At 65.5% G+C, this 15218-nt stretch carries 14 protein-coding genes and 2 tRNA genes; 3 read left to right on the top strand and 13 right to left on the bottom strand.

Going from position 1 to position 15218, the window contains the following annotated elements:
- The 8 genes from MUK71_RS12990 to MUK71_RS13025 all read right to left on the bottom strand — a co-directional run bounded on the left by MUK71_RS12990 (position 1) and on the right by MUK71_RS13025 (position 4861).
- Positions 1 to 432, bottom strand: a complete 432-nt coding sequence (locus MUK71_RS12990; RefSeq protein ID WP_227928742.1) for a MaoC family dehydratase — start codon at positions 430 to 432, stop codon at positions 1 to 3.
- A 5-nt stretch (positions 433 to 437) separates the two neighbouring features.
- Complete coding sequence (locus tag MUK71_RS12995; protein ID WP_227903940.1) at positions 438 to 887, bottom strand: FAS1-like dehydratase domain-containing protein; 450 nt, start codon at positions 885 to 887, stop codon at positions 438 to 440.
- Positions 884 to 1114, bottom strand: coding sequence for a hypothetical protein (locus MUK71_RS13000; protein WP_227903942.1), 231 nt, complete (start codon positions 1112 to 1114; stop codon positions 884 to 886). Before MUK71_RS13000 ends, MUK71_RS12995 begins: the two co-directional genes overlap by 4 nt.
- A 121-nt stretch (positions 1115 to 1235) precedes the next feature.
- Positions 1236 to 2186 (bottom strand): DUF2797 domain-containing protein, encoded by a 951-nt coding sequence (locus MUK71_RS13005; RefSeq protein ID WP_227928741.1) that lies wholly within the window; start codon positions 2184 to 2186, stop codon positions 1236 to 1238.
- A gap of 80 nt (positions 2187 to 2266) precedes the next feature.
- A complete protein-coding gene (locus tag MUK71_RS13010; protein ID WP_227903946.1) occupies positions 2267 to 2833 on the bottom strand; it encodes a type 1 glutamine amidotransferase domain-containing protein in 567 nt (188 codons plus the stop codon).
- Positions 2834 to 3013: 180 nt separating this feature from the next.
- Complete coding sequence (locus MUK71_RS13015; protein ID WP_227903948.1) at positions 3014 to 4411, bottom strand: MinD/ParA family ATP-binding protein; 1398 nt, start codon at positions 4409 to 4411, stop codon at positions 3014 to 3016.
- 225 nt (positions 4412 to 4636) lie between these two features.
- A tRNA-Met gene (locus MUK71_RS13020) sits at positions 4637 to 4710 on the bottom strand.
- Between the two features lie 79 nt (positions 4711 to 4789).
- Positions 4790 to 4861: transfer RNA gene (locus MUK71_RS13025), tRNA-Thr, on the bottom strand.
- Positions 4862 to 5025: 164 nt separating this feature from the next.
- Here MUK71_RS13025 and MUK71_RS13030 point away from each other — a divergent pair.
- Positions 5026 to 6420: a GAF domain-containing serine/threonine-protein kinase gene (locus tag MUK71_RS13030; RefSeq protein ID WP_227928739.1), complete on the top strand. Its 1395-nt coding sequence runs from the start codon at positions 5026 to 5028 to the stop codon at positions 6418 to 6420.
- Positions 6421 to 6572: 152 nt separating this feature from the next.
- Here the strand turns inward: MUK71_RS13030 and MUK71_RS13035 are convergent, their stop codons facing one another.
- The 3 genes from MUK71_RS13035 to MUK71_RS13045 form a co-directional block, all read right to left on the bottom strand.
- Complete coding sequence (locus MUK71_RS13035) at positions 6573 to 8474, bottom strand: DEAD/DEAH box helicase (RefSeq protein ID WP_269436326.1); 1902 nt, start codon at positions 8472 to 8474, stop codon at positions 6573 to 6575.
- Between the two features lie 351 nt (positions 8475 to 8825).
- Positions 8826 to 9482: an MOSC domain-containing protein gene (locus MUK71_RS13040; RefSeq protein ID WP_227928737.1), complete on the bottom strand. Its 657-nt coding sequence runs from the start codon at positions 9480 to 9482 to the stop codon at positions 8826 to 8828.
- Positions 9483 to 9491: 9 nt separating this feature from the next.
- Positions 9492 to 10781, bottom strand: a complete 1290-nt coding sequence (locus tag MUK71_RS13045) for a glycosyltransferase 87 family protein (RefSeq protein WP_227928735.1) — start codon at positions 10779 to 10781, stop codon at positions 9492 to 9494.
- 163 nt (positions 10782 to 10944) lie between these two features.
- Here MUK71_RS13045 and MUK71_RS13050 point away from each other — a divergent pair, with 163 nt between their 5' ends.
- Both MUK71_RS13050 and MUK71_RS13055 read left to right on the top strand, forming a co-directional pair.
- Complete coding sequence (locus MUK71_RS13050) at positions 10945 to 12123, top strand: amidohydrolase (RefSeq protein WP_227928733.1); 1179 nt, start codon at positions 10945 to 10947, stop codon at positions 12121 to 12123.
- Complete coding sequence (locus MUK71_RS13055) at positions 12123 to 12593, top strand: hypothetical protein (protein WP_227928732.1); 471 nt, start codon at positions 12123 to 12125, stop codon at positions 12591 to 12593. Before MUK71_RS13050 ends, MUK71_RS13055 begins: the two co-directional genes overlap by 1 nt.
- On the opposite strand, the gene MUK71_RS13060 is transcribed toward MUK71_RS13055, so the two are convergent.
- Together MUK71_RS13060 and MUK71_RS13065 are read right to left on the bottom strand one after the other, a co-directional pair.
- Entirely contained in the window at positions 12590 to 13735 is a 1146-nt protein-coding gene (locus tag MUK71_RS13060; protein WP_227902357.1) for a cystathionine gamma-synthase, read from the bottom strand. The two genes, MUK71_RS13055 and MUK71_RS13060, sit on opposite strands and share 4 nt — an antisense overlap.
- An 87-nt stretch (positions 13736 to 13822) precedes the next feature.
- Positions 13823 to 15202 (bottom strand): cystathionine beta-synthase, encoded by a 1380-nt coding sequence (locus MUK71_RS13065; RefSeq protein ID WP_227902358.1) that lies wholly within the window; start codon positions 15200 to 15202, stop codon positions 13823 to 13825.
- Positions 15203 to 15218: the final 16 nt, after the last annotated feature.

Genomic DNA, 15218 nt, shown 5'->3' on the forward strand with positions numbered 1-15218 from the left:
TCACCAGATCCGCACCACTGCCTGGGCCTTGACCAGCACTTTCTGGCCGTTGAAGGTCACCGTCAGGTCTACCCGGGCGGTGGAATTGTCCAGGTCAATGGCACCAATGACGCCGGTGACGTTCACTGCGGCACCGGGGGCGCCGTCGGTGTCCTCCACCGTAACGGGGCGCGTGAAGCGGGTCTGGTAATCAATCACGGCTCCCGGATCGCCGATCCAGTCACTGACCATCTGCACGGCGGCACCCATGGTGAACATGCCGTGGGCGATCACGCCGGGCAGCTCCACCTGGCGGGCAAACCGCTCATTCCAGTGGATGGGGTTGAAGTCACCGGACGCACCGGCGTAGCGGACAAGGTCGGCGCGGGAAATCTCCAGCACTGCCGATCCGATTTCGGTGCCGGTGGAAAGCTCACTCAAGGCAATCGACATGTGGGTTACTTGCCCTCTCCGCGGACGAGGATGGATGAAAGGGTCGTGGCGACGCGTTCCCCGTCAGGTGTGGAAATCTCGGCACGGGTGCTGATCAGGGCGCCGTCGCCCATCGCCCGGACCGAATCGACGTGCAACTCTGCCACCAGTTCGTCTCCGGCCACGATGGGACGGTGGTGGGTGAACCGCTGGTCGGCATGCACCACGCGGGAGAAGTCGATGCCCGCGTCGGGATCGGCCACCAGCCGGGCGTCTGCCCGCTGGGCCACAATGACGGCGAAGGTAGGCGGTGCCACGACGTCGGTGTACCCCAGTTCACGGGCACGGGCGACGTCGAAGTGCGCGGGATTGGTGGCTTTGACGGCAGCGGCGAACTCACGGATCTTCTCGCGGCCCACCTGGTATACCTCCCCTGCCGGGTAGGTGCGGCCCTGCAGGTCCGGGTTGATGCTCATTTGGTTCCCTTGATTCGGCGGCGGGCGTCCCTGGCCCGCACCACCATACCGCTCAGGTGCGTGCTCAGTCCCACAACTATCAGCGGCAGGGCGATGTACATCATCACCTGGTTGTCCATGACGGCGCCCAGCAGCACCAGGAGCACCCCGGCACCGCTGATCGCCAGCGCGCTTACTACCAGTTTCCGATACAGGGGCGAGCCGGTTTCCCAGGGGGTATTTAGCATGTCTTCAGAATACAGGGACGGGCGCCGCGGGCCGGAACGGGGCACCGGCTCCTGAGGCAGCCCCGCCCGGCGTCCGGCAGTGCGGCCCTGACGCAGGCCGCCCTGTTTTGCTTCCTGCCGGCTAAAACAGTGCCGTCTGCAACGCGGGCATGCGGGTGCGGTAGGCGCCCGTCTCCAGACGCCGGCCCTTCAGCCGGGACAGGTCCGCTGCGAAGAACCCGCTTTCGCCGTCCACCCGGACCAGGGCCGTGGACCCCAGGACCGCTTCAATGATCATGCCGTGCTCCCCGGCGCCGGGATCGGTGGGATAGGGCTCGCAGGGCGTCTCCAGCACGGTGGCGAACTGTGCAGGCGGCACCCACTGCTCCTCCACGGCGGAGAACCCGTCCATTCCGGTGCTGTCGAGCGCCGCGCGCGCTGATTCGGAGGCCTCTGCATTGACGGCTTCCAGCGCGGTGACCGCCAGCGGCCGGGTCAGGGCTGCGGTTTTGGCGCCTGCACGGACGGCTTGGGGAAGCCCGGCCAGCGAGGTGACAGTGTCTTCGAGCACCCGCACGGTCAGTCCGTTAGCGGCGCGGGCCACATAGGACGCACGGACGGCGCCCTGCTCAATGAGGCGCAGCTGCTTGCGCGGGTTCGCGGCTGTACCAACCTTCGTGGCCCCGTCAGCGAAAGTGGCCACATAAAGCCAGTGCGGCTGGTCGAGATAGCGGCGCAGTGGTTCAGGCAAGGTGGGCGAGCGGTGGCTGTTGTGGATGCCGCGGACCTCGTCGCGTGCAAAGCAGGGACCGCACTGGTAACCGCGCCCGGCCGCTGCCTGTGCCGGGCACGGAGTGTGGACCTGGACGCCGTCGCCGGTGACCTGCCAGAACCCGAGACAAAAACGCCCTGGGCTGTCCGGTCCGTTCAGGATCCGAAACCGCAGTTCGGTGCCCGGGTCCAGCCGCAGTGCGCGGGCTTCCCCGGCGGGGGTGTGCAGCGTCAGCCTGGCCCCGGAGGTGTCCCAGGCAGTGCCGGAGCAGAGGAACCTCCCTGCCGCGGAATCCTCCGCTGCCGGTTCTGCGTCAGTCACGGGAAGAAGCCTCCGAAACGCCAAGGGGTGGGGTAACGATTTTCACGTTACCCCACCCTTGGCGGCGAACCGGCAGGCCGTTAGGCGTGCTGGCCCTCGTGCTCACCTTCGGCAATTTCCTCAACGAGCTTGTCGTTGAAGGCCGGGAGGTCGTCCGGGTTACGGCTGGTGACCAGACCCTGGTCCACCACCACTTCCTCGTCGCTCCAGTTGGCGCCTGCGTTCTTCAGGTCCGTGGCGAGCGTGTGGTAGGAGGTCATGTCGCGACCCTTGACCACATCCGCCTCGATCAGCAGCCAGGGACCGTGGCAGATGGAGGCCACCGGCTTGTGCGCTTCGAAGAAGGCTCGCGCAAACTTCTGGGCATCCTTGTCAACGCGCAGGAAGTCTGCGTTCACGACGCCGCCGGGAAGCACCAGTGCATCGAATTCCTCGGCCTTGGCATCGGCAACGTTGAGGTCAACCGTAAAGGTTTCGCCCTTGTCCACGCCGTCGAAGCCCTGGACCGTGTCCTGCTTGGGCGAGACGAGGACCGGCTGCCCGCCGGCGTCCTTCACGGCTTCCCACGGGCTGGTCAGCTCAATCTGCTCCACCCCGTCGGTGAGGAGGAAGGCGACCTTCTTGCCGGAAATATCGTGCTGTGCCATGGTGTGTCTCCGTTCATTCAGCCGCGCACCGTAGTGATCCGGTGGCAGCGGCGGTGCTTTACGGTTTCGGAAGCCCTGCGGCTTCCGCTGTCCCCACCCTATGAAAGGTTGCTGATAATCAGCAACCTTATTTAGCTCTGGGAGAACTCTGCTGCTGCCGAATCTGTCCGAAACGGCTGTTTACAACCCCTCGGCAACAGCAGCAGCTGCCGCCAGCCAGGCACGCTGGGCCGCCGGTTTCAGGGAATCGTAGCGGATCTGCCCCTTGCGCAGGGCCGGGTCATACGGGATGGTGACGGCGGCGCGGGCCAGCTCGCCAAACCCGTCAGCCACGCGCCGGGCCTGGCTGTCCGTCCCGTTCCGGTCCGACTGACTGACGATGACGACGGCGTTCCGCGCCAGTTCCGCATAGCGGCCGCCACGGGCTGCCAGGGCTTCAAGCAACAGTGCACCGGCCTCGGCATGCTCCTCGACGGTGGTGGTTGCGATGACCAGTTGGTGCGTATGGTCGATCATTCGCAGCCACCGCTCGGCGCTTTCATCATTGCCGGAATCCACAATGTTCAGGCGGAAGTACTTGGAAGCGACTTCGTGCAAGGCATCGAAGTCCTCGGCAGTGATCTTTTGCTCCGAGGCCAGGACGTCCGGCTTGGACCGCAGGACGTCGAACTTGTCCTCCACCTGATGATGGACAAAGCGTGCCAGGAGGGCGGACTGGGCCGACGGCGAGAGCAGATCGGCGGTTTGCGGCAGCAGGTCCATGACCGTTGCTTCATGCGGGCCCTGCTCGGTACGCCAGCCCAGGGTGCCCCTGGTTTCATTGTTGTCCCAGGCCAGCACCGGGCCGCCGCCGTTGCGGGCGAATACGGCAGCGAGCATAACCGTGCTGGGTGTTTTATTGGCCCCGCCCTTGCCGTTGACCACGGAGACGGTCCGGGGGCCGGGCCAGTGCTGGCTGACCGCCCGCATGTCCCGGCGTTCTGCGAGCTCGTCAGCCGAGGGGGCCACCCGCATGCCCAGGCCGGCCAGCAGACCGCGGAAACCCTTGGTCGCCGGGATGGCAGCGGGCTGCAGGTCCAGGAAGGACGCCCGGCGTCCCTCCCGGTGGCTGCGTTCAGTGCGCGCCTCCGCACGGCTGACCGGCTGGTGCGTTGTCTCCGCCGTTTCATCCGTCCAATCACCGGAGGCTGGCGGCTCTGCTTCACCCGCGGGGTAGGCGTCCCGCAGCGGATCGGGACTACGCCCTGCTTCGGGCAGACGCGCCGGTTCCGGCATGCCCGCCGGCAGGGGAGGCAGCACGGGCACCGATTCGACCGGGCTGACGCCTGCGCCCGCAAATCCCCCGGCATCCTTGCCGCCACCAACGCCGTACGCCCCCACGCCGGCCAGGTTTCCACCCTCGAAATCGTCCACGCCGTCCCCCGCCGCCGCGTCTCGGCCTTCGAATGCTTCGCCGTCCCCGCCCTGGGGCGGTTGGTTCCACCACTCCGCACTGCTGTCCGTGACCGTCCGGGCACGCAGGCCGCGCCGGGTGGGCAGGTCATTCCCGTCGGCGGGATGGGGATAATTCTCAGTCATGGATGGTCTTCGTCTTTCGTTCCGTGGGGGTGGCGATTGATCTGGACGGGCCCGGCCCTGTGATCCATTGTTTCCAATGTTTCGGATGTTTCCAATGTATTGAGATGTGAGCACGGTGGTGGTGCTACAGGGCACGGGCCACCCGCACCGCAGGAAGCAGGCGTAATCCGGGCAAACAAAAAGGGCAGGCATGGAAGTTACAACTTCCATGCCTGCCCTGATGTGTAGCGGTGGGGAGGCTCGATCTCCCGACCTCACGATTATGAGTCGTGCGCTCTAACCAACTGAGCTACACCGCCATAAATGAGTGAAGCCCGCGTCATCTAAAATGGCCTCTGCAAAACAAACAGCCTTAGCAACGCGGGCCCTCCCATTGAGAGCCCCGACCGGGAATCGATCCCGGGACCTCCATCTTACCAAGATGGCGCTCTACCACTGAGCTATCGGGGCAACGACATAAAACTCTACCAGCACTTTTCTGGAAGAAGAAATCGAAAACGACCAACGTGACAAGAGCCACTTCGGAGGCTGCTGCACCACCATTTCAAGCCTCTTGGAGGTAAACTGCAGGTCCGTTTTCTAAGTATGCTTATGCTACGAGAAAGCGAGGGCACGTGAACACAGTGCCGAACCACGGTTCAAAGGGCCTCTTCCTGGGCGGAAGATACCGACTCCTGAACCAGATCGGGGCCGGTGCCATGGGCACCGTCCACCGCGCCCGGGACGAATTCCTTGGCCGCGACGTAGCGGTAAAGATCATCCGCCCCAAGGCAACCAGCGAATTGGATCTGCGGCGCAGCGATGCCGAGGCCAAAATCCTGGCGCGCCTGAACCACCACAGCCTTGTAACCCTGCTGGATGCAGGCTCCGACACCGCGGACCCCCGCCACCCGCTGATCTATCTGGTCATGGAACTCGTCCAGGGCCTGGATCTGCGGGACCGGCTTCGGCAGGGTCCCCTTCCGCGCCGCCAGGCAGCACTGATCGGCTATGACCTGGCACTGGGCCTGGGCTACATCCACGGCAACAACGTGGTGCACCGGGATGTAAAGCCAGCGAACGTCATGCTGTTCGATTACGGCAGCGACGATGCCCGGATCCGTGCCAAGCTCACCGACTTCGGAGTTGCCCTGGTGGCAAACGAGCCGCAGCCCCAACACGGAACCTTCTCCGGCACAGCCGGGTTCATGAGCCCCGAGCAGGCCCGCGGCGAGGAAGCTGTCCCTGCCAGTGACGTGTATTCGCTGGGCCTCGTCCTGCTCCAGTGCCTGACTGGAAAGCCGGCCTTCCCCGGACCGGCCCTGGAAAGTGCCCTGGCACGGCTTCTGCGCGACCCGGAGATCCCCGCCGATCTCGGGGGCGACTGGGAGGGCCTGCTGCGTGCCATGACCGCGCAGGACGCCACACAGCGGCCCAGCGCCCACGACGTCTCCCAGGTCCTGTATGACATGATCATCGCCGCGCGGGGACGGCACCGTGTTGCCCCGGAGCTGCTGCCGGCCAACGAGGCGCAGCGGATGGACGCGGTCCGCCGCTACGAGCTGCTGGACACTCCCCCGGATGGCGCCTTCGACCGGGTCACCGCGTTGGCCGCCAGGATATTCAACGTTCCGGTGGCGATTGTCAGTGTGGTGGACACGGACCGGATCTGGTTCAAGTCCCACCACGGCACGGAGGTCACCGAAATCGGCAGGGACCCGGGGCTGTGTGCCTCCGCGATCCTCCAGGACGGTGTTTATGTGGTCGGCGATGCCCGGCAGGATCCCCGGACCCTGTCCAACCCCCTGGTTGCCGGCGAGTTCGGCCTGCAGTTTTACGCTGGCGTACCGCTGGAAACCAGTGACGGGTACAACCTGGGCACGTTCTGCATCCTGGACACCGAACCCCGCCGGTTCTCCGCCGAGGAGGCCGGTACGCTCGCGGACCTGGCGGCCATTGTCATGAATGATCTGGAACTGCGACTCGAGAGCCGCCGGGCGGTCCACCCCGTGGAGCCCGCAGCCGGCTAGCCGTACAACGGGTAGCCACGCAGCGGGCACCGGCCGCACCCTGCACGGAAGCAGATACGCAGGAAGGGCGCCTCCCGAAGCGGGAGGCGCCCTTCCTTGTTTGTCCGGCCTACTGTCCGGACCGGCGCCGGAGTCCCGGCGCCGGGTGTTTCCTAGTCGCGGAAACGGGGCTTGCGGGCACCGGTACCGGCGCTGTCGCGGAATCCGCCTTCACGCTTCTTGTACGGGCGGTCGCTGCCGCGGTCACCGAAGGACCGCTCGCCGTCGCGCTTCTTGAAGTCCTTCTTGAACCCGCGGTCGGCACGGTCGTTGAAGCTTCCACCTTCGCGTTCACGCGAGGGCTTGCGTCCCTTGTCCAGTTCCAAGTGGATCAGCTCGCCGCCGATCCGGGTGCGGGACAGGGCACGCAGCTGGTCCTTGGACAGGTCCGCGGGCAGTTCCACCAGGGTGTGGTCGGCACGGATATCAATGCCGCCGATCTGGGCCGAGGACAGGCCGCCCTCATTGGCGATGGCACCCACGATCGAGCCGGGCAGCACACGCTGGCGGCGTCCGACGGCGATCCGGTAAGTGGCGTTGCCTTCGGTCAGCGGGCGCGTCGGGCCGCGTGAGCCGAAGCCGTCGCCCCGGCCTTCGGACCGTTCGCGCTGGCGGGCCGGAGCCTGCGGGATTTCCTGCAGCAGCAGCGGACGCCCACCCTGGGCCATAACGGCCAGGGCTGCGGCAACCTTTTCCGCGGGAACATCGTGCTCGGCGATGTACTTGGTGACCAGGTCGCTGAAGATGGAAACGTCCTCGGAGGCGAGGGTTTCGGTGATCTTCTCAGAGAACTTCGCCAGGCGCTTCTCGTTGACCACGTCAACGCTGGGCAGCTGCATGTGCTCTACCGGCTGGCGGGTGGCCTTTTCAATGGCACGCAGCAGGTACTTCTCGCGCGGGGTCATGAACAGGATCGCGTCGCCGGTGCGGCCGGCGCGGCCGGTACGGCCGATGCGGTGCACGTAGGACTCGGTGTCATGCGGGATGTCGTAGTTGACGACGTGGCTGATGCGCTCCACGTCGAGGCCGCGGGCGGCAACATCCGTGGCAACCAGGATGTCGATCTTGCCGTCACGCAGTGCCTCGACCGTACGTTCGCGCTGCTGCTGCGGGATGTCGCCGTTGATGGCGGCGGCGCTGTAGCCGCGGTCCTTCAGCTTGTCGGCCAGGTCCTCGGTGGCAGCCTTGGTCCGGACGAATGCAATGACACCGTCAAAGTCTTCGGTCTCCAGGATGCGGGTCATGGCATCGAGCTTGTGCGGGCCCATGACCTGCACGTAGCGCTGACGCGTGTTGGCACCGGTGGTGGTCTTGGACTTGACCGTGATTTCCGCAGCGTTGTTCAGGTACTTCTTGGCAATCTTGCGGATGGCCGGGGGCATGGTGGCGGAGAAGAGGGCAACCTGCTTCTCGGCCGGAGTGGAGGACAGGATCTGCTCCACGTCTTCGGCGAAGCCCATGCGCAGCATCTCGTCGGCCTCGTCCAGCACCAGGTACTCGAGGTTGGACAGGTCAAGGGAACCCTTGGCAATGTGGTCGATCACGCGGCCGGGGGTACCCACTACAACCTGGGCGCCGCGGCGCAGGCCGGCGAGCTGGGGGCCGTAGGCGGAACCGCCGTAAACAGGCAGCACGGTGATGCCGTCCATGTGCGTGGCGTAGGAAGTGAAGGCTTCCGCGGACTGCAGGGCAAGCTCACGGGTCGGTGCGAGCACCAGGACCTGGGTGTCCTTGGTCGCCGGCCGGCCGGCCAGCAGGGACAGTGCGGGAACCGCGAAGGCGGCGGTCTTGCCGGTACCGGTCTGTGCCAGGCCCACGACGTCGCGGCCTTCGAGCAGCAGGGGAAGGGTAGCTGCCTGGATGGGGGACGGCTTGACGTAGCCGACATCCTTCAGGGCTGCCAGGACGCGCTCGTCCAGTCCGAAGTCGCTGAACAGAACGGTGTTCTCTTCGGCTTCGGGGGCGACAGCGGTGCTCTCGGCGTTTTGGGTGTTTTCCAGCGTGGCTTCAGACAAGAGGTAATCCTCATTCAATCGGGGACCGGGCAACCATGCGGCTGCGGGACGTAAGTCCGGCGCTGTTGCAATCCCAGGCAGGACTTTCCGTCACAGCTGTGGGCCGATTTCACTGGATTGTGCCTACGACCGGTGTGACGATTTCTTTGCCGGCGCTCCCCAAAAGATGAATCTGCCCGCATAGGATGCAGGCCCCAACACAACGTACCGTACGGTTTCAGCGATTATTCGATGACCCGTAGGAAAATAAGGGAATACCGGAGTGGGGGATGCGTTCCACTGTACGGCATCGGGGCAACAGGTGGCCATTCGGGGGCGGTGAGCTTGGGCACAGCGGCCGGTTCACGGGCCTCAGACGGCTGCCGCCCTCGCGGACAGGGTGCGCAGGACTTTGCGGATTTCCGGGGAAAGGGTGATCTCCCCTGCTTTGGCGGACGCCTGCAGTGCAGCGGCCTGGTCCTGGTCCGGTCCGCGGAAAACGTCCAGGATGCGGACCCCGTGGGCGGGCCGGCTCAGGATCTCCACCGGATCTCCGGCGGAGATGCTGCCGCGGCGGCGGACCCGAAGGTATGCCCCCACCCGGCCTTCCTCTGCGAAACGGCGCGTCCAGTTGGGCACACCCATACGGCGTTGGAAATTGCGGCAGGGGGTGCGCGGGCATGTCACTTCCATCTCAACGTCGGTCCCGATCCGCCAGCGTTCCCCGATCAGTGCCTCGGTGGCATCAATGCCGGCCAGGCGCAGGTTCTCTCCGAAGAGACCGGGCGGAATGTCCCGGCCCAGTTCCCTCGCCCAGAAGTCGGCATCGGCCTTGGAATAGGCATAAACCGCTTTGGACTCCCCGCCGTGATGCCTGCGGCTGGCTTGCAGATCCCCGGTCAGCCCCAGCGGATGCACCTGCACGGCTCCGGCCACCGGACGCTTGTCGATGGCGGTGACACCGGTGGCGTCCTTGGTAGGCAGCAGTCCGTGCACAAGGCACACTGCCAGCAGCGAACCGGTTCTCATGCCAGCAGTCTAGGACTGCGGTTCGGTTGTCCGCATCAGCCCCGGCGGGGTGTTGCGCCACCAGTTCCGCGGCCGGCTCCGCCAGCAGGCAGCGAGCCACCAGGCCAGCAGCCCCATCCCCCAAAAGACACCAATGCTGGATGCCATCAGCCACGGTTCAGGGATCTGTGAGTCCAGGTTCGGTGAATTGAACAGTTCACCGATGCTCTTCGGCGAATAAATGAAAATGACCAGCGAGGACACCAGCAGGACCTGGCCGGTGATCTTCAGATTCCGCTGTCCGCTGCCCAGGTCCAGCAGGTTCCGGGCCAGGACGGGAATGAAGAGTGCCACCCACACCCAGTGGTGGGACCAGGAAACGGGCGAGATCAGCAGCATCAGCAGTGCAGTGACGGCAAGGGCGGTGAAGGTCTGCCCGCGGTTTCCGGCAATGCGGATGACCACGGCGGCGGCCGCCACACACAGCAGCGACAGGATGAGCCAGGGGATATCAACCGGAAAGTCGGGGCCGCCGAAATGAAGAATGGCACCCTTGATGGAGAGGTTGTCCACGTACCCCGCGCCGCCGATGCGGGAGGTATCCGGCAGCAGATCCGTCCAGTAGGTCCGCGACTCGCGGGGAAGGATAAGGAACCCCAGGCCAAAGGTCGCCAGGAAGCCGTAGGCCATGTTGCGCAGCCCGCGCCAGTCCCCCCGTACCAGGAAATACAGTCCGAACACCAGCGGCGTCAGCTTCAGGCCGGCCGCAACCCCGGTCAGCAGTCCGGTTGGCCAGCCTTCCCGCTTGTTCACAAAGTCCGCCATGATCAGGCCAAAGAGCAGGATATTGATCTGCCCGAAAGCCAGCGTCTCGCGCCAGGGGCCCAGCACAATGATGAATCCGGTTCCGGCGATGGCCAGGGCGCGAAGCCAGGGCTGGCGCAGCACGTCCCGGACACTCTCACGGCGGAAGACGTACCGAACGGCCCAGACCGATGTGGCAGCGGCAATGGCCAGGGAGATGCCCGTGAAAATGTTGATGCCCAGGCTCTGGCCGAAGGGGGCAAGCACGGCAAAAACCAGCGCGGCAAAGGGCGGATAGGTAAAAAGCAGGCTGCTGTCGGCGTCGTACTGGACCGACTTGGTGTACAGCTCACCGGTGGCGTCCAGAATGCTCTGCCCGCCGGAAAGGTACACGCGGAAATCCAGCCCGTGGCGCGGCGATAAATCAAAAGCTGTCCATACGAGCAGCCCGGCAACCGCCAGCGCTCCCAGGGTCGCAGCGGTCCGCACGATGGCGGATCGGTGGATCTGGCCCATTGTTCTCCCTGTTAGCACCGCAGGCCGCGCGTGTGGCGCCACACAGCGTGTATTTGTGCGATCTTGATGTGGCCTTAGTCTACCGGCCGGCTGTCCCGGACCGCTCCCCGCGTGGGCAGGCGATAGGCTGGCCGAAGACGAACAATGCAGCGAAAGGTACGCCATGTCCCCCGCGCTTTTGGCCCTCACCAATGCCCATGTGGTTCCCGTCACGCATCCGCCCTTCGAGGGCACACTGCTGATCGAGGACGGGCGCATCAGGGACCTTGGTCCGGATGTGGCGGTGCCGGCAGATGCGGAGGTCATCGATGCCGGCGGGAAGTGGCTGCTGCCGGGCCTCGTGGATGCCCACACCCACCTTGGCGTCCATGAAGAAGGGGAAGGCTGGGCCGGAAACGATTCCAATGAGATGACGGACCCGGTGATGGCAGGTGTGCGAGCGCTGGACGCTGTGAATCCCTTCGACACGGGATTCGACGACGCCCTTGCCGGCGGGGTGACCACAGCCAATATCAATCCCGGCTCCGGCAATCCGATCGGCGGGCAGGCCGTGGCCCTGCATACGCACGGCCGCTATCTGGAGGAAATGGTTCTGCGGGCACCCAGCGGACTGAAATCCGCTCTGGGCGAGAACCCCAAACGCATCTACAGCGAAAAGAAGCAGACACCGTCCACCCGGCTGGGTACTGCTCTGGTGATCCGACAGGCGTTTATGGATGCGCAGAATTATGTTGCCAAGGCGGACCCGGACACCCGGGACCCGCATTTGGAAGCGCTGGCCATGGTGCTCCGACGCGAAATCCCGTGGCGGCAGCACGCCCACCGTGCCGATGACATCGCTACGGCGCTGCGGCTCGCGGACGAGTTCGGTTATGACCTGGTGCTGGACCACGGAACCGAGGCGCATCTGCTCGCTGACGTCCTGGCCGCGCGCGGCATTCCGGTGCTGATCGGTCCGCTGTTCACCACCCGCTCCAAGGTGGAGCTGCGCGGCCGCAGCATGGCCAATCCCGGCAGGCTGGCAGCTGCGGGGGTGGAGATTTCCATCATTACCGACCATCCGGTGGTACCGATCAACTTCCTGATCTATCAGGCAGCCCTGGCAGTGAAGGAAGGCCTGGACCGGGATGAGGCGTTGCGGGCGGTCACCATTAATCCGGCCCGGGTACTCGGCCTCGCGGACCGTCTCGGTTCACTGGAACAGGGCAAGGATGCCGATCTGGTGCTGTGGAGTGGAGATCCCCTCGACGTCATGCAGCGCGCCTTGAAGGTATGGATCGGCGGCCGGGAGGTCTACCGCTATGACGAGGACGCCCGCGAGCAGATGGTGGCGCCCCGCTGATGCGTACAGGCAACACCTCTCCGGCCTCCGGGACCCCCGTGCGCACTCCCCCGCCCCCGATCCTGCGGATCGCTGCCGCTACGTGGCTGGTTGCCGCCGCCCTGCTGGGCACTGCCGGCGTCTCGTTTATCGTGTCCGCCCGTACCCAGCACCAGGACAGTACCGCGCTGATCCTGCTCGGCGCGCTGGTCCTGGTCCTGTCCGCAGTCAGCGTGTACAGCGTTTTGCGGCTGCGGGCGGGTAAGCGGAGTGCACGGGAAACACTGACGTCCATCGCCCTGATCGCGGGGTTCCCGCTGCTGTTCCGCGGACCTACGCTGATTGCCGTGGGAGTGATACTCCTGGCTTCCGCGGCGCTGCTGTGGATGCCGGCGAGCAACCGCTTCTTTCAGCAGCGTGATCCCAGGAAGCGTCCGGCCGGGACGCGCATTCCGCGCCGGGCCCTTCCCCCCGGCGGGGGCAAGCGCTAGAGCTGCCCCAGCGCGGAGTCCAGGTCCGCGATGAGGTCTTCGATGTCCTCAATGCCCACGGAAAGGCGCAGCAGGTTCTCCGGAACGGCCAGGTCCGTGCCCTTGACCGAGGCATGCGTCATTTCCGAGGGGTAGTTCATCAGCGACTCCACGCCGCCCAGGGATTCAGCCAGCAGGAACAGCCGCGTGGACTCTGCCACCTTGCGCGCCGCGGCTTCGCCACCCTTGAAGGACACGGACACCATGCCGCCGAAATCCTTCATCTGTGCCTTGGCCAGTTCGTGTCCCGGGTGATCCTCCAGCCCCGGATACAGCACGTTCTCCACCGCCGGCTGGTCGCGCAGCCAGCGGGCCACGGCCATGGCGTTGGAAGAGTGCCGGTCCATCCGCACCGCAAGGGTCTTCAGCCCGCGTGTGGTCAGCCAGGCCTCCATCGGGGCGGACACCGCGCCGACGGCGAACTGGATGAAGCCGATCTTTTCCGCCATGGCATCGTCGTTCAGGATCACCGCGCCGCCCACGGCATCAGAGTGCCCGCCGATGTATTTGGTGGTGGAGTGCACCACAATGTCCGCGCCGAGCGACAGCGGCTGCTGCAGGTAGGGGGACGCGAAGGTGTTGTCGACGACGAGCAGCGCGCCGGCATCATGCGCCGCCCGGGCAGTGGCGGCAATGTCGGAGATTTTCATCATCGGGTTCGATGGTGTTTCCAGCCAGACCAGCTTGGTGTTCGATGCCGCGATGGCCGAGGCCACGGCCTGCGCATCCGACATGTCCACGGCGGCATTGGTGATCCCCCACGCGCCCAGCACCTTGTTGATCAGGCGGTAGGTACCGCCATAGGCGTCATTGCCCAGCACAATGTGGTCCCCCGGTGCCAGCAGGCCCCGGATCAGGGCGTCCTCCGCAGCGAGCCCGGAGCTGAACGAGAACGCATGCCTGCCGCCCTCCAGGGCAGCGAGCTGCTCCTGCAGGGAGTCACGGGTGGGGTTGGTGCCGCGGCCGTATTCATAGCCGTTGCGCAGTCCGCCGATTCCGTCCTGGGCATAGGTGGTGCTCTGGTAGAGCGGCGGAATCACTGCGCCGGTGGTGGGATCGGGTGCCTGCCCCGCATGGATGGCGCGGGTGCTGAAGCTCGTCATGGTTACTCCTTGGAGCCGGCGGCGCGGCCGGCGGTCGGTGCGTAGGCGCAGCCTTCCGGCACGCCGGAACGTAGCGGCTGTGCCCGGTTAAAGGCTTAGGTACGAAAGTAGGTCGTGCCGGGTGAGCATGCCAACGGCAGCGCCATCGGACGTAACCATCACGGCGTCGTCGTCCTGCAGTTTCGCCCGGGCTGCCTCCACGGAGTCACCGGCGCCTATGAGGGCGGGCCGGGGACCCATATGTTCGGTGATCCGGTCAGTGGGCTTGGCCTCGCCGCGGAAGAGCTTCTCCGTCAGCGAGCGCTCATCCACCGAGCCCAGGACTTCGCCGAGGACGACGGGCGGCTCCTGGGAAAGGACGGGCAGATAGGAGACGCCGTATTCATTAAGGATGGCAATGACATCCCGCACCGTTTCATTGGGGTGGGTGTGCACCAGGTCAGGCAGCGAACCATCCTTGGTGGCCAGGACGTCCCGGACGCAGGCCTGTCCGTCACCGTCCTGCAGGAACCCGTAGGAGCGCATCCAGTCGTCATTGAAGATCTTGCCCATGTAGCCCCGGCCGCTGTCCGGCAGCAGGACCACCACGACGTCGTCCGGCCCCAGGCCGCGGGCCACCTCCAGCGCGGCCACCACAGCCATGCCGGAGGAACCGCCTACCAGGAGACCTTCCTCCCGTGCCAGGCGCCTGGTCATGGTGAAGGAGTCCGCGTCCTTCACGGCAACCACCTGATCGGGGACGGACGGATCATAGTTGTCCGGCCACATGTCCTCGCCGACGCCCTCCACAAAGTAGGGGCGTCCGGTGCCGCCGGAATAGACGGAGCCGTCCGGATCAGCGGCAATCACGCGCACCGGCCCGGAGGCACGGTCCGCAGAGATTTCCTTAAGGTAGCGCCCGGTGCCCGTGACTGTGCCACCGGTACCTGCACCGGCCACAAAGTGCGTGACCCGGCCTTCCGTATCCGCCCAGATCTCGGGCCCGGTGGATTCGTAGTGGCTTGCGGGCGCGGACGGGTTGGAGAACTGGTCCGGTTTATAGGCACCGTCAATCTCCCGTACCAGCCGGTCCGAAACACCGTAGTAGGAATCCGGGCTGTCCGGAGCAACCGCGGTGGGGGTGACCACTACTTCGGCGCCGTAGGCCCGCAGCACGTCACGCTTTTCCACGCCCACCTTGTCCGGGGTGACGAAGATGCATTTGTAGCCCTTCTGCTGGGCCACCAGGGCCAGGCCGACGCCGGTGTTGCCGCTGGTGGGCTCCACTACCGTGCCGCCGGGCTTCAGCTTGCCTTCGCGTTCCGCCGTATCAATCATCTTTACGGCAATGCGGTCCTTCACGGAGCCGCCCGGGTTCAGGTACTCGAGTTTCACCAGGACCGTGGCGCTGATTCCCTCGGTTACGTTGTGCAGCTTCACCAGGGGCGTGTTGCCGATCAGGTCCAGGACGGTGTTCGCATACTTCATGTGCCCCACGTTACTT

The organism is Arthrobacter zhangbolii (assembly GCF_022869865.1).
GTDB lineage: Bacteria > Actinomycetota > Actinomycetes > Actinomycetales > Micrococcaceae > Arthrobacter_B > Arthrobacter_B zhangbolii.

Excerpts from the sequence above, each read along its gene's own strand:
- MUK71_RS12990 (WP_227928742.1), bottom strand. The coding sequence starts at position 432 with ATGTCGATTGCCTTGAGTGAGCTTTCCACCGGCACCGAAATCGGATCG.
- MUK71_RS12995 (WP_227903940.1), bottom strand. The coding sequence starts at position 887 with ATGAGCATCAACCCGGACCTGCAGGGCCGCACCTACCCGGCAGGGGAG.
- MUK71_RS13000 (WP_227903942.1), bottom strand. The coding sequence starts at position 1,114 with ATGCTAAATACCCCCTGGGAAACCGGCTCGCCCCTGTATCGGAAACTG.
- MUK71_RS13010 (WP_227903946.1), bottom strand. The coding sequence starts at position 2,833 with ATGGCACAGCACGATATTTCCGGCAAGAAGGTCGCCTTCCTCCTCACC.
- MUK71_RS13015 (WP_227903948.1), bottom strand. The coding sequence starts at position 4,411 with ATGACTGAGAATTATCCCCATCCCGCCGACGGGAATGACCTGCCCACC.
- MUK71_RS13040 (WP_227928737.1), bottom strand. The coding sequence starts at position 9,482 with ATGAGAACCGGTTCGCTGCTGGCAGTGTGCCTTGTGCACGGACTGCTG.
- MUK71_RS13045 (WP_227928735.1), bottom strand. The coding sequence starts at position 10,781 with ATGGGCCAGATCCACCGATCCGCCATCGTGCGGACCGCTGCGACCCTG.
- MUK71_RS13050 (WP_227928733.1), top strand. The coding sequence starts at position 10,945 with ATGTCCCCCGCGCTTTTGGCCCTCACCAATGCCCATGTGGTTCCCGTC.
- MUK71_RS13055 (WP_227928732.1), top strand. The coding sequence starts at position 12,123 with ATGCGTACAGGCAACACCTCTCCGGCCTCCGGGACCCCCGTGCGCACT.
- MUK71_RS13060 (WP_227902357.1), bottom strand. The coding sequence starts at position 13,735 with ATGACGAGCTTCAGCACCCGCGCCATCCATGCGGGGCAGGCACCCGAT.
- MUK71_RS13065 (WP_227902358.1), bottom strand. The coding sequence starts at position 15,202 with ATGAAGTATGCGAACACCGTCCTGGACCTGATCGGCAACACGCCCCTG.